Raw genomic sequence first — 14178 nt, forward strand, 5'->3', positions numbered from 1 at the left:
CATGGCTGATCTCCTCATCGAATTGTTCTCCGAAGAAATTCCGGCGCGTATGCAGAAGAAAGCTTCTGATGATTTGAAGCGCATGATCTGTGATGCGCTTAAAGGTGCTGGCCTAACATTTGATGCTGCGGATGCATATGCAACACCGCGCCGTCTTGCGCTTCATGTAACAGGCGTGCCTACTACAACGCCTGATATTTCGGAAGAACGTCGCGGTCCGCGCGCCGATGCACCTGATCAAGCGATAGCAGGCTTTTTACGCGGTGCGGGTGTTGAACGCGAAGACTTAGTCGAGCGTGAAGACAAAAAAGGCACATTCCTATACGCGATTATCGAGAAGAAAGGCCAAGCTGCTACTGATGTGATTGCAGATGCTATCCAAACCACTGTGCGTAACTTCCCGTGGCCGAAATCACAGCGCTGGGGCGAGGGCAGCTTGAAGTGGGTGCGCCCACTGCATTCAATTTTGTGTGTGTTTGATGGCGTGGCAATCAGCTTTGATGTGGACGGTGTGCCTGCGGGTAACGCAACACGCGGTCATCGCTTTATGGCACCTGATGCCTTCACGGTTACTGACTTTGTTGACTACAAACAAAAGCTGCTGGATCATAAGGTCATTCTTGACCCTAGTCGCCGTGAAACGCTGATCCATGATACGGCGCAAACATTGGCAAGTGCCGCTGGACTTGAGCTTGTTGAAGATAAAGGTCTGATTGCGGAAGTAGCCGGTTTGGTTGAATGGCCAGTGCCGATGATCGGCTCATTTGATGCCGACTTTCTCGAGGTGCCGGAAGAAGTACTGATCCTGACCATGAAAAAGGATCAGAAGTATTTTGTCACGCGTGACCCTGCAACAGGAAAGCTTGCGAACAAGTTTATCTTCACGGCAAATATCGAACCATCAGATGATGGTAGTGCTGTGACAGGCGGTAACGAGCGTGTACTGGCTGCACGTCTTTCAGATGCCAAGTTCTTTTACGATCAAGACCTGAAGGGCAAGCTTGAAGATAACTTAGCCGCGCTGAACGATATTGTATTCCATAAAGACCTTGGCACGGTTGCTGAGCGTGTTGAGCGCATCAAGAAACTGTCGCGTTATCTGGCTGAATTTATTCCGGGCTGCGATGCTGGTGAGGCAGAGCGTGCGGCGGAACTGTGTAAAGCCGACCTTGTTTCAGGTATGGTATACGAATTCCCTGAAGTGCAGGGCGTTATGGGTCGTTATTATGCCAAAGCACAAGGCGAGAGTGATGCGGTAGCAGATGCTATTCGCGATCATTACGCGCCGCTTGGCCCTAATGATGCCTGTCCATCTGCGCCGGTTTCAGTTGCGGTAGCGCTGGCTGAAAAATTAGACACACTTGTTGGCTTCTTTGGTATTGACCAAAAACCAACAGGATCGAAAGATCCCTTCGCGCTACGCCGCGCCGCGCTTGGTGTGATCAGGTTTATTACTGAGAACAGTATTCGGATATCCATGGCTGAGGTGTTTGATAAACATCATATAACTTTTGCAAATTCGATACTTTTAGGAACCGAACTAAAGAATTTCCCTATCAGCTCTCCGGATGTAATCGTTCAGAGAGCGGAAGGGTCATTACGTGTACTACAGAACGAACGACCACTTTTTTCTATTGAATATGAAGAAGATGATAATTGGGAAAAGTATCAGTCATTTGATAAGGAACGGCATAAAGTTCTCTCTGAGTTAGTTTCATTTTTTGGTGATCGTCTCAAAGTACAGCAGCGTGACAAAGGCGTTCGGCATGATCTAATCGATGCTGTGTTTGCCAAAGGTGATGATGATCTCGTACGCATTTTGAACCGCGTTTCTGCGCTGTCTGCATTCCTTGATACTGATGATGGTACAAACTTGCTTGCGGGTTACAAACGCGCAGCAAACATTCTGAAAATTGAAGAAAAGAAAGACGGCAAGGCATATGACCAAGCTGTTGATGCTGACAGTCTTGGTGCTGATGAGGCGGTTACACTTGCAAACGCCTTGATCACTGCTCAGGATGACGCATCAAAGGCGCTTCAGAGTGAAGACTTTGAAGCGGCGATGGCTGCACTCTCGACGCTGCGTGCTCCGATTGATGCTTTCTTTGAAAAAGTTAAAGTAAACGATGACAATCCTGCGGTGCGTGTAAACCGTTTGGCGCTGTTGTCTGCGATACGATCTGCCGTTAATACGGTGGCTGATTTTAGTTTGATTGAAGGCTAGGGCGGATGCCCTATCTCAATCGACAGTGTTGACTTGGGTGGTCATGGCACTTTGGGCGAAGTTAAATGCGTGCGGTTGCGCACAAAACGGGGACTGAATAAATGACCAAATGGGTTTACACCTTCGGTGACGGTGCGGCAGATGGCCGGGCTGATATGAAAAATCTTCTGGGTGGTAAGGGCGCAAACCTTGCGGAAATGGCCTCGCTTGGTCTGCCGGTCCCACCGGGCCTGACGATTACCACCGAAGTTTGTACTCATTATTACGACAACAAGCATCAGTACCCCACTGAATTAACCGCACAGGTTGATGCGGCTATTACCGCGATTGAGAAAAGCCTTGGCGCTGTGTTTGGTGACAAGTCGAACCCGCTTTTGGTTTCTGTGCGTTCAGGTGCACGAGTGTCCATGCCGGGCATGATGGACACGGTTCTAAACCTTGGTCTTAACGACGAAACGGTACTGGGCTTAGCGGCAAACAGCGGCAATGCACGCTTCGCGTGGGATAGTTACCGCCGCTTTATCCAGATGTATTCTGATGTAGTGCTCGGCGTTGATCATTATCATTTTGAAGAACTAATCGAAATTCATAAGGAAGAGCTAGGCGTTGATCTGGACACTGAACTTGGTGCAGACGATTGGCGTGTGCTCTCAGGCAAGTTCAAGGCGAAAACCGAAGAAGAATTAGGCCAGCCGTTTCCGCAAGATGCACGCGAGCAACTATGGGGCGCCATTGGTGCTGTGTTCGGCAGTTGGCGTATTGAACGCGCACGTGTTTACCGCAAGTTGAACAACATTCCTGAAGCTTGGGGTACAGCCGTTAACGTGCAGGCGATGGTGTTTGGTAATATGGGCGACACGTCAGCTACTGGTGTTGCCTTCACACGTGACCCGTCCACTGGTGAAAACGAATTTTACGGCGAATATCTGATTGATGCGCAAGGTGAAGATGTGGTTGCTGGTATTCGCACGCCGCAGAACCTGACCAAACGTGCGCGTGAAGCCGCCGGTGCAACGGCACCGTCAATGGAAGAAAGCATGCCTGAAGTGTACGGGCAGCTGGCTGATGTGTTTGCCAAGCTTGAAAAACACTACCGCGACATGCAGGACATTGAATTTACCGTTCAGCGCGGCAAGCTTTGGATGCTGCAAACGCGTGCAGGCAAGCGTACAGCGAAGGCGGCGCTCAAAATTGCGGTTGATATGGCTGAAAACGGCCTGATTGATGAGAAAACTGCTGTGCTGCGTGTTGAACCGGGTGCGCTCGATCAACTTTTGCACCCAACACTGGACCCTGATGCACCGCGCGATATATACACGCGCGGTTTGCCTGCTTCACCAGGCGCTGCTGCAGGTGCTGCGGTTTTTGACGCGGATGAAGCTGAGGCATGGGCCAAAGACGGCAAGGATGTGATCTTGTGCCGGGTTGAAACATCACCTGAAGATATTCACGGCATGCACGCTGCGCGCGGTGTTTTGACCGCACGCGGTGGTATGACCAGCCACGCAGCCGTTGTGGCGAGAGGCATGGGACGTCCTTGTGTGTCTGGCGCTGGGCAACTGCGTATTGACGGCAAAGCGGGTGTCATGACTTGCATGGGCCGCGAAATTAATAAAGGTGACCTGATCACTATCGACGGTGCAACAGGTGAAGTAATGGTGGGTGCTGTGCGCACATTGCAGCCAGAACTTTCGGGTGATTTTGCCAAGCTGATGACATGGGCGGACCGGTACCGCAAACTGCGCGTTCGCACGAACGCTGACACGCCGATGGATACAGAAGTAGCGCGGGAGTTTGGCGCTGAAGGTATTGGCCTGTGCCGCACAGAACATATGTTCTTTGAAGGTGAGCGCATTATAGCCGTACGTCAGATGATTTTGGCGGAAGACTTGGCAGGGCGCAAAGCCGCACTTGAGAAGTTGTTGCCAATGCAGCGCAGTGATTTTGTCGAGATTTTCAAAATTATGCGCGGTTTGCCGGTGACGATAAGGTTGTTGGACCCACCGCTGCATGAGTTTTTGCCGCGTGAAGAGTCTGAGTTTGAGGATGTGGCTGCTGCCATTGGTGCAGACGCTGCAACCTTGAAGCGTCGTGCTGCGGACTTGCATGAATTTAACCCGATGCTTGGCCACAGGGGGTGCCGTTTGGGTATTACGTACCCTGAAATATACGAGATGCAGGCGCGGTCCATTTTCGAAGCTGCAATCGCGGTGGAAGCTGAAACTGGTGAAACTGTGGTGCCCGAAATTATGGTGCCACTTGTTGCAACAGAAAAAGAACTGGCAATTCTTCGTGTGCGCATTGAAGCGATGGCTGAAGCGGTGTTTGCTGAAACCGGTAAGCAGGTTGACTATATGATTGGCACCATGATTGAGCTGCCGCGTGCTGCTATTTGTGCACATCAAATCGCCAATGCAGCAGACTTTTTCTCCTTTGGCACCAATGATCTTACACAAACTGCAATCGGTATTAGCCGCGATGATGCCGCGCGGTTCCTTGATCAGTACGTCCGTGATGATATCTTTGCGCAGGATCCGTTTGTCTCCATCGATCAAGACGGTGTTGGCGAGCTTGTTAAACTGGGTGTTGAGCGTGGCCGGTCAACAAAGGCTGACCTTAAGCTTGGTATCTGCGGTGAACACGGCGGTGATCCGGCATCAGTTGAGTTTTGTCATATCGCCGGGCTCGATTATGTTTCCTGCTCACCGTTCAGGGTGCCTATTGCACGCCTTGCGGCAGCTCAGGCAGCTATTAATCACAAATAATTACCTGGTTTTACGCATGCCTTTTCGTTAGCAAGCCCGCACATGCAGCACTGAGAATTCAAGCTTACTAAATTTTAAGTAAGTTATTGGATTGTTGTCGTGTGAGGTAAAAATGGACAGGTTTGACAGCATTACCAAAATTGATGTGCCGGATGAGCATCCGATTAGTATCTTTGATCGTTTCTGGCATGCGGAACACGCCAAGGCTGACCTTGTAGCTTGGCGTAGTTTTGATCCTATGACGATGCCGACAGTTTTGCCCTGGGTTATGTTACTCGATTGTCTTCCAGATGATGAGTATCAATACCGCTTGTGCGGAACTGGCTGCGAAAACTTGTTAGGGGTAAACCTAACTGGAAAGATGTTTGGCGCTGTTGTTAAAAAGACATGGGCGCATAAAAGCAAACGTGAATTTACGCAGATAAGAGAAGGTAAGGGGCCGTTCTACTCAAAAGGGAAGCTGCCTATTGATGATCGGGAATACATTGAAATGAATCGCGCTGTTTACGGGTTTTCTGCTTCAGGAACAGAGATTGACCGGATTATGGCTATTGTTGCACCCATTGATCGCAAGCGTCTTTTATCTTTAGCGTAAGGTTTAAATGCCCAAGTTTACAGAAATACAACAAATAGAATCATCGCGACGACAATACCCAAAACGATAAGTTTTTTCTTCTCATCTGCTTTCATTGTTTCTGATGTACGGTGCTTTTTCGACTTTGTCATTTCACGCTCCCTCGAATGCCCATGCTATAGAGTGAGCCAGTGCAAGGCATGTCTCAAGCTTTTTCTAATCTGAGTTGTATAATGAGAGTGCGGCATTCTCAGTTTTCATAAGCGGCGAAACAAGGTCAAGACGAAGGTATGCGATAGCATGTGCTGCAGCGGTTGTCTTGATTTCACCAATGGCTCGGCCAGCATCATTCATGATGGTGTCGCCTTCCATCAACATACCTTCGGTTGCTTCTACGGTGCGTAATTGTTTTTTAACGCTGGTACGGTGCTTCATGCGAGCGGTTAATTCTTGACCAACATAGCAACCCTTGGTGAAAGAAACGCCGTTTAGGGTTTCTGCGCCCGTTTCAAGCCAGAAATACTTTTCAATGGCAATGTCACGACTACCATCAGGAACACATAGCCTAATGCGCAGGTTTTCATACTCATCCAGGGGCAGTTGTTCAGCAGAAGGCGCCGGATTTTCTGCTGCGATAACACGTGTTTGCAGTGCTGTGCTGCGGGGATCATTATATGCAATGCCTGTCTCGGTAAGGCCATCGAACAATGCCCACACACTGAGCGTTTCATCAATGATATCAACGTCTGCACGCAACTTATACATCATCAGGCGGCGGCTTAAATCGGCTTTACGCTCGGCTTCAACATCGAGCAAAATATCTTCGCCGTCAGCGACAATGATCATGTCGAACATGAATTTGCCTTGGGGCGTTAGCAAGCCAGCATAAACGGGCATGTTTTCTGCCAGTATATTAATGTCGTTGGTGATAAGCCCTTGTAGAAGCTCTCGTCCATCTGTTCCGGCAAGGCGAATTACTGCACGATTTTCTAGTTTTAAAATGCGAGCCAATGATTTTGTCCTGTACTGAATAGTTTACATGCATCAGATAACTAATTTGTTTTGTCTTACAAGAGGAACGAGCTGTGAGTATAGAAATATATCCAATAGGAGTTGTTTCACCATCAGCACGGCGTTAGTGTCTCGAAAATAAATATTGTACAATATTATAGGCTGCTCAATGAACCAGGCTGGCGTCAAACATAATACTATAAAAACGCATTCCTTAACGGATCGGCTAGTGATTCGCCGCCCTGATGACTGGCATGTGCACTTGCGTGATGGCGACATGCTGAAAAGCGTTGTCAATTATACTGCTCGTCAGTTTGCTCGCGCGATTGTTATGCCAAACTTGCCCAGTCCAATTACAACTGCGAAGGCTGCAGAAGAATATCGGGCTCGCATTGTTAAGGCCGTTGCTTCCGATATTGATTTTCAGCCGTTAATGACCTGCTACCTGACCGATGCCATAGACGCCAACGAGGTGGCGTTGGGTTTTGACAAAGGCATTTTTAGTGCCTGTAAACTTTATCCAGCGAATGCCACAACCAATTCCAGCCACGGCGTAACTGACATTAAAAAAATATATCCAGTACTAGAAGTGATGCAGCGAATCGGCATGCCGCTTCTTGTGCACGGCGAAGTTACGGACAGTGATATTGATATTTTTGACCGAGAAGCGGTTTTTATTGAACGCACCATGTCAAAAATTACTGCTAATTTTCCGGCATTGAAGGTGGTTTTTGAACATATAACCACAGCTGATGCTGTTGCCTTTGTTGAGGAAAGTGGACCTTTGGTCGGTGCGACCATTACGCCGCATCATTTGGATTTTAACCGAAATGCGATGTTTCAGGGCGGTATAAAACCACATTATTACTGTTTGCCGGTTGCCAAACGGGAAGTGCACAGGCTTGCCCTACGCAGGGCCGTGACTTCTGGTTCTGCTAAATTTTTCCTCGGTACTGATTCGGCTCCGCATACTGTCGGCGCTAAAGAGTCAGCTTGTGGCTGCGCGGGTATATTCAACGCACCGTATGCGCTTGAGAGCTATGTTCAGGTGTTTGAGGAAGAAGGTAAGTTAGAGAACTTTGAGGCGTTTGCTTCTGAAAATGGCCCAAAATTCTATGGTTTGCCAATGAACAGTGAACATATTGTGCTTGAACGCCAGGACACGAATGTACCAAGTGATATGGATGCTGCTGGTGCACAAGTGATTCCGTACCGTGCAAATGAAGTACTGCGTTGGCAATTTAAAGGCCCTGAAGCGACTGTAGCTTAGTTACACTGTGTTCATTTCGCCCTAAAAATTAAGATTATCATCAAATAGTTTGATAAAATTGACGTGAGGCCAAAGATTTGCCTTGTTTTGACGGCTTGATCATCGGGGAAACGCGTTCTATAGTCTCGCAGAGTTTGTGTTCTGCGGTTTGTCATGTACGCGGAAGACCTAATTTTATTTAGCTGGGGTACCCCATCTCATTGGAGGGAGCGAGAATGACATCCGTGCACTTGGGTAAGAAATTTGTATTTGTAACGGCTGCGGCTTTGTTGTTGGCGGCATGTTCAAAAGATCCGGCACCAACGGAAACTGTTTCCGCTCCGGAAGAAACAGCCACTGAAAGCAACCGTAATAACGGTCAGCCATCAGCTGTTGAAATGCAACGTCTTGAAGAAGAGCGTCTGGAAGCTGCTCGTAGAGATGCTTTTGGTAGCGCGAATCAATCTAGCCTCGATGCCTTCTCAGGCGATCGTGTCTTCTTTGGTTACGATAGTTCTGAATTAACAAGCGAAGCGCGTTCAATTCTGGCTAAGCAGTATGAGTGGCTTCAGTACCATAACCGCGCACGTGTGACGATTGAAGGTCACTGTGATGAGCGTGGTACGCGGGAATATAACCTCGCACTTGGTGAACGCCGTGCTAATGCTGTGAAAAGTTACTTGATGGCACTTGGTTTGCCAGCAAGTCGCATGTCAACAATCAGTTACGGCAAAGAGCGCCCGGCAGTTGTTGGCAACGGGCAAAGCTCATGGAGCCAAAACCGTCGCGGTGTAATGACTGTAAACTAAGTATATCTGAAGTTTAAACAGGCAGCCCTGCGTCATTATAGACGTGGGGCTGTCTTTTTTGTGCCTGAATGGTAGAGTATTCAGGTTGATCTATATTGTTTTGATTATCTATGACTGGAGCGATGATAATGCGTGGGTTCGTAAGTCTTCTGGGTTTTGCTTTTGTGATTGTAACAAGCATCAGCGCAGTGCAGGCGCAGACAAGCCCTGCTGTTATGGCTGCAAAAATTGAAGCCTTGGAGCGCCAATTAAGAGCACTTCAGCAAAACAACTACTCTGCCAGAACAGGGGCGCCTGCTGCTGTGCAATCAGCAACGCCTGTTGAGGTTGGTGATCGGCGCCTGCTAGCTGATTTGTCTGCCCAGCTTGGCACCATGGAGCGACAGTTGCGCCAGTTAAATGGTCGCCTTGAAGAGTATGAGTATAGACAAAACCAAATGAGTGAAGCTGTTGAGCAGTTGCGTAACCAGATGGCTCTTCAACGTGAACAAATGCTGACACTTAATGCTGCGGAACCTTCGCAGCCGGTTACACCTCCGGCATCTTCTGCGGATAATACAATTAATTCCCAGAATGAGACTGCGCCAGTAACCGATGCTCCTGTTGCTATTGAATTACCGAATGGCGACGCTGCAGTACAGTATCAATATGCATTTGGCTTTATTCAAAGAAATGACCTCGCTAGTGGGCGCATAGCAATGGAGCAGTTTATGTCTGCTAACAGTGATGACGCGCGTGTGCCAAACGCTATTTTCTGGTTGGGACGCATTAATATGCAACAAGGAAATAATGCTGATGCTGCGCGTCTTTTTCTGAGTTTGGTTGAAGACCATCCGAATCATAACAGGCGTGTGGATGCGCTTGTGGACTTGGCGGACGTATTGGTTGATATGAATGCACCACAGGATGCTTGTAATGCTCTTGCAGAATTTCGCCGTGACGAAGACAAAGCTTCCGATCGGTTGATTGCTCGTGCGCGCAGAGTTTCTGAAGCGCAATCCTGTAACGTATTTTAGAAGGTCAAGTAAGACGTGGCCGCAGAACTACTTTCACCTGAAGCTGTCGCCGCTAAAACAAGTGCCTTGGGTGTGCCTCTTGCCTCGCGGATTGCGGTTGCTGTGTCTGGTGGTGCAGATAGCCTTGCTCTCACCCTTCTGCTGAAGGCTCATTTTGACGTCGTTGCGTTGACGGTTGATCATGGGCTGCGTGAAGATGCAGCAGCTGAAGCGGAATGCGTCCATAAAAGTTTGACTGGACTAGGTGTCAAGCATCACACGTTGCGCTGGCTGCACCACGGTGAAATACCCAAAGCAAATGTTCAGGCGCAAGCACGGGAAGCACGTTATGGCCTAATGGCAGATTGGTGCGAGAGTGAAGACATCTCTTATTTGCTGACAGCGCATCATGAAAATGATCAAGCTGAAACACTGTTATTAAGGCTTGCCCGCGGTAGCGGTATATATGGTTTGGCTGCAATGGAAGCAGTTAGAGCTATATCACCGCGCGTAAAAATTGTTCGTCCACTACTGGACGTTGGCAAAGACCAGATTGTTGCAGCACTTAAGGCGCGCAACATTTCCTGGATTGAAGACCCGAGCAATCAAAGTGATGCGTTTGAACGTGTGAAAGCGCGGAAAATGCTGGAAAGTCAGCCTCTTGAAGGCCTTACGACAGAGCGATTAGCTGCTACAGCTAGAAGATTGCGCCGCACCAGAGAAGCGATGCAGTTCTATGAGAATGAATGGTTGGGTAAAGCGGCAATTTTTTATGATGCAGGATATGCAGAACTTAATAAAGAGCACCTTAAGTCGGCTCCCGTTGAAGTTGTCTTGCGCGGTTTAACAAGTTTGCTGCGGTTTGCAGGTGGCGGCGATTATGGTCCACGATTTGAGAAATTGGAGCGTTTACTCTCTGCACTTTTGTCACCAGAGTTTACCGGACACACGTTAGGCGGTGTTCGTTTTGTTCGATCCAAGGGCAATGTCATATTAATTGTGCGGGAAATTGCAGCGGCTGAAGCACCCGTTCAAATTCAGCATAATGTTTTCTGGGATAAACGTTTTGATGTTTCGCATTCAATTGACCTGAATGAAAATGAAGAAACATTTTCTTTTGGCATGCTTGGTCAGATGCAACTATATCCATATAATGCAGAGTTAAAACAGCAGGCAGAAAACACACTGAATGTTGATTTGCCGCCAGCTGAAGTACTTAGAGTGTTGCCAGCATTCTTTAATACTGAAAGATTGATAGCAGTCCCTTATTTAGGCTATAACCCGGGAGGTATTAACTTGCCGCTTTTGACGCATCGATGGCTCTCTTTATCGAAATCTGGATAAGATTTGCTAAAAAAGTGAATAAGCTAGTGTGATAAACCCTTGTACCTTGTAGCTTTGAGCTTATCTGAATAGGTAAGACAGCTAAATATTTTGGGTAGTAATAAGCGATCAGGCAAAGATATACAGCCAAAGAGATCGCCTCGAAAGGCAATGTAGTGAACGGTATTATGCGTAACGCGTTTGTTTGGGTCGTGATAGTGATCATGCTCATCGCACTCTTTAACATGTTTCAAGGCGGCGCTGGGCGCGAACCTGAAGTAAGTTATTCTCAGTTTCTGGAAGAAGTTGAGCAAAACAGAGTGGCTTCGGCAGAGATATCAGGTCAGGATATTCGTGTTATATACACAAGCGGCGCGATCAGCCGTACAGTTATGCCGAACTTTCATCCTGATTTGTATGAAATACTGAAAAACCAAGGTGTGGATTACAAATTGGTTAAAGAAGAAAGCAACGTCTTTCTTGCAGCTCTATTCTCGTGGTTGCCGATCATTTTGATCATAGGCATATGGATTTTCTTCATGCGCCAGATGCAAGGTAAAGGTGGCGGCGGTGGTGCCATGGGTTTTGGCAAGTCGCGTGCAAAATTGCTGACAGAGAAACAAGACCGTGTCACTTTTGAAGATGTGGCAGGCATTGAAGAAGCTAAGGAAGAGCTTGAGGAAATTGTAGATTTCCTTAAAGACCCTCAAAGATTTCAACGTCTTGGTGGCCGTATTCCTAGAGGTGCATTGTTGGTTGGGCCTCCGGGTACAGGTAAGACGTTGCTTGCTCGCGCCATTGCAGGCGAAGCCAATGTGCCTTTCTTCACGATTTCCGGTTCTGACTTCGTTGAAATGTTTGTTGGTGTCGGTGCAAGCCGTGTTCGCGATATGTTTGAACAAGGTAAGAAAAACGCGCCATGCATTATCTTCATTGATGAGATCGACGCAGTTGGTCGCCATCGCGGCGCAGGCCTTGGTGGAGGTAATGATGAACGCGAACAGACATTGAACCAATTGCTTGTTGAGATGGATGGATTTTCCGAGAACGAAAGTATCATCATCATAGCAGCGACCAACCGTCCTGACGTGCTTGATCCGGCTCTTTTACGCCCGGGACGCTTTGACCGTCAGGTTGTTGTGCCAAATCCAGATATTGAAGGCCGTGAGAAAATTCTAGGTGTGCACGTCCGTAAAGTACCATTGGCACCGGATGTTGAGATTAATACTATTGCCCGTGGTACACCGGGCTTCTCAGGCGCTGATCTGATGAATCTTGTGAATGAAGCGGCGCTTTTGGCTGCACGCCGCGGCAAGAAAATTGTTGCGATGCAGGAATTTGAGGATGCCAAAGACAAGGTGATGATGGGCGCTGAGCGTCGTTCAATGGTGATGACTGATGATGAGAAGAAATTGACGGCTTATCATGAAGGTGGTCACGCACTTGTGGCGCTACATTGTCCGACATCAGATCCTATCCATAAAGCAACGATTATTCCGCGAGGCCGCGCACTTGGTATGGTTATGCGCCTGCCTGAGCGCGATCAGTATTCACAAAGCCGCCAGAAAATGCATGACAACCTAGCTGTTGCCATGGGCGGTCGTGTGGCTGAGGAAATAATCTTCGGTCATGATGCTGTCACGTCTGGTGCAGCAAGTGATATCCAGTATGCAACAAGTCTAGCACGTAGCATGGTTACTCAGTGGGGCATGTCAGATACACTTGGGCCACTGCAATATGCAGCGAATGAAGAAGAGGTGTTTCTTGGCCATTCGGTTGCGAAAACGCAGAATATGTCTGATGAAACATCGAAGCTAATTGATCAGGAAATTAAGTCGTTTGTTAATGGTGCAAATGATCGTGCTACCAATATTCTAAATGATAATATTGATGATCTGCATACGCTGGCCAAGGCTCTGCTTGAATATGAAACGTTATCAGGCGATGAAATTGATGCATTATTGCGTGGTGAGCCAATTAAGGTAAAACCTAAGAAGCCTACGGATACGTCTCCTAAGCCACCAAGCCGAGCCAGTGCTGTGCCAACGTCTGGTATTGCGCAAGGTGAGCCTCAGCCTGAAGGTTAGAAGTGAGTACTTCTTTTTTAAAAACCATTTCTGACGGGTCGAAAACTTATTTTCGGCCCGTTGGTGCAACTGGACCTGCTCACGTAGGTGAGTATGACTCGATTAAGTCTGCGTATACTGGGTTGTATTACAATGGCGCCATTGTCAGCTATCGTAAAGGCGGTGAACTTGCTGTGAGTTCTTATGTGCCTGCGTCAATACTTAAGTCTGAGTTGCCTACAATACCCAGCACAGTTCGTGAACAGATTGAGCAGCATATCCATAGAATTGAGCACAGACCTGCTGGATTAAATATCTCCAATACGCAGAGATTGAATTTCTCCAAGTCAGTAGTCATGGGTGTTTTGAATGTTACGCCTGATAGCTTTTCTGATGGCGGAAATTACACAAACCCACTGATCGCCATAAAACGTGGACGCCAGATGATTGCTGAAGGTGCCACTATTATTGATATTGGTGGCGAGTCGACACGCCCGGGCGCCACACCGGTTTGGGAAGGCGATGAAGCAGAACGTATCATTCCTGTTATTGAAGGCTTGCGAGATGAAGGTGTTCTTATTTCTGTAGACACGCGGCATGCATCGGTCATGCAGCAAGCATTTGAGGCAGGTGCCCATATTATAAACGATGTATCTGCGTTGACATTCGATCCGGATAGTATGGAGGTTGCGAAGCGCACTGAAATGCCTGTAATTTTAATGCATGCGCAGGGTGATCCACAAACCATGCAGGATAACCCTGACTATGCGAATGTTTTGTTTGATGTGTATGACTATTTGGCAGAACGAATAGACGCTTGTGTTAAATCGGGTATCGATCAGTCGCGTATTATTGTCGATCCGGGCATTGGCTTTGGTAAACGCGTTGTGAAAGATAATATTTCTTTATTGAACGGATTATCTCTATTCCAGACTTTAGGGTGTCCGCTTTTGGTTGGTGCCTCGCGCAAACGTTTTATCGGTGCTGTAACCGGCATTGATGATGCCTCAGAGCGTATGATCGGATCGGTTGTTGCGGCGGTTAAAGCCTGTGAAAACGGTGCTGATATTGTGCGTGTACATGATGTTGTGGAAACGGTAGAAGCATTGAAGCTTATGCAAGCATTTCGTGACGGTGAGAGCATGGACGGCATAGCTTAAGC

General features: G+C 47.9%; 10 protein-coding genes. 9 read left to right on the top strand and 1 reads right to left on the bottom strand.

What is annotated here, in order from left to right; translation table 11 throughout:
* Position 1: 1 nt before the first annotated feature.
* The 3 genes from glyS to OEU88_RS09490 all read left to right on the top strand — a co-directional run bounded on the left by glyS (position 2) and on the right by OEU88_RS09490 (position 5584).
* Positions 2-2224, top strand: a complete 2223-nt coding sequence (gene glyS / locus OEU88_RS09480; protein WP_262694918.1) for a glycine--tRNA ligase subunit beta — start codon at positions 2-4, stop codon at positions 2222-2224.
* A 101-nt stretch (positions 2225-2325) separates the two neighbouring features.
* Positions 2326-4989: a pyruvate, phosphate dikinase gene (gene ppdK / locus OEU88_RS09485; protein WP_262694919.1), complete on the top strand. Its 2664-nt coding sequence runs from the start codon at positions 2326-2328 to the stop codon at positions 4987-4989.
* Positions 4990-5101: 112 nt separating this feature from the next.
* Positions 5102-5584: a PAS domain-containing protein gene (locus OEU88_RS09490; RefSeq protein ID WP_262694920.1), complete on the top strand. Its 483-nt coding sequence runs from the start codon at positions 5102-5104 to the stop codon at positions 5582-5584.
* Positions 5585-5779: 195 nt separating this feature from the next.
* On the opposite strand, the gene ygfZ is transcribed toward OEU88_RS09490, so the two are convergent.
* A complete protein-coding gene (gene ygfZ, locus OEU88_RS09495) occupies positions 5780-6574 on the bottom strand; it encodes a CAF17-like 4Fe-4S cluster assembly/insertion protein YgfZ (protein WP_262694921.1) in 795 nt (264 codons plus the stop codon).
* Between the two features lie 169 nt (positions 6575-6743).
* Between ygfZ and pyrC the strand changes: the two genes are divergently transcribed.
* The 6 genes from pyrC (at position 6744) to folP (ending at position 14176) form a co-directional block, all read left to right on the top strand.
* Positions 6744-7844, top strand: a complete 1101-nt coding sequence (gene pyrC, locus OEU88_RS09500) for a dihydroorotase (protein ID WP_394805236.1) — start codon at positions 6744-6746, stop codon at positions 7842-7844.
* 215 nt (positions 7845-8059) lie between these two features.
* Positions 8060-8632, top strand: a complete 573-nt coding sequence (gene pal, locus OEU88_RS09505) for a peptidoglycan-associated lipoprotein Pal (RefSeq protein ID WP_262694923.1) — start codon at positions 8060-8062, stop codon at positions 8630-8632.
* 128 nt (positions 8633-8760) lie between these two features.
* Positions 8761-9648, top strand: coding sequence for a tetratricopeptide repeat protein (locus OEU88_RS09510; RefSeq protein WP_262694924.1), 888 nt, complete (start codon positions 8761-8763; stop codon positions 9646-9648).
* 15 nt (positions 9649-9663) lie between these two features.
* Positions 9664-10971, top strand: coding sequence for a tRNA lysidine(34) synthetase TilS (tilS, locus tag OEU88_RS09515; protein ID WP_262694925.1), 1308 nt, complete (start codon positions 9664-9666; stop codon positions 10969-10971).
* A gap of 155 nt (positions 10972-11126) precedes the next feature.
* On the top strand, positions 11127-13037 hold the full coding sequence (ftsH, locus tag OEU88_RS09520; RefSeq protein WP_317279131.1) for an ATP-dependent zinc metalloprotease FtsH: 1911 nt from the start codon (positions 11127-11129) through the stop codon (positions 13035-13037).
* 2 nt (positions 13038-13039) lie between these two features.
* The gene (folP, locus tag OEU88_RS09525; RefSeq protein WP_262694926.1) at positions 13040-14176 is read left to right on the top strand and encodes a dihydropteroate synthase; all 1137 of its coding nucleotides are present in this window, start codon (positions 13040-13042) and stop codon (positions 14174-14176) included.
* Positions 14177-14178: the final 2 nt, after the last annotated feature.

The sequence above is a fragment of the Kordiimonas aquimaris genome, from assembly GCF_025574485.1.
GTDB classification, from domain to species: domain Bacteria; phylum Pseudomonadota; class Alphaproteobacteria; order Sphingomonadales; family Kordiimonadaceae; genus Kordiimonas; species Kordiimonas aquimaris.

What these genes read in the sequence shown, in the direction of transcription:
- OEU88_RS09490 (WP_262694920.1), top strand. Translation starts at nt 5,102, where the DNA reads ATGGACAGGTTTGACAGCATTACCAAAATTGATGTGCCGGATGAGCAT.
- ppdK (WP_262694919.1), top strand. Translation starts at nt 2,326, where the DNA reads ATGACCAAATGGGTTTACACCTTCGGTGACGGTGCGGCAGATGGCCGG.
- pyrC (WP_394805236.1), top strand. Translation starts at nt 6,744, where the DNA reads ATGAACCAGGCTGGCGTCAAACATAATACTATAAAAACGCATTCCTTA.
- OEU88_RS09510 (WP_262694924.1), top strand. Translation starts at nt 8,761, where the DNA reads ATGCGTGGGTTCGTAAGTCTTCTGGGTTTTGCTTTTGTGATTGTAACA.
- glyS (WP_262694918.1), top strand. Translation starts at nt 2, where the DNA reads ATGGCTGATCTCCTCATCGAATTGTTCTCCGAAGAAATTCCGGCGCGT.
- pal (WP_262694923.1), top strand. Translation starts at nt 8,060, where the DNA reads ATGACATCCGTGCACTTGGGTAAGAAATTTGTATTTGTAACGGCTGCG.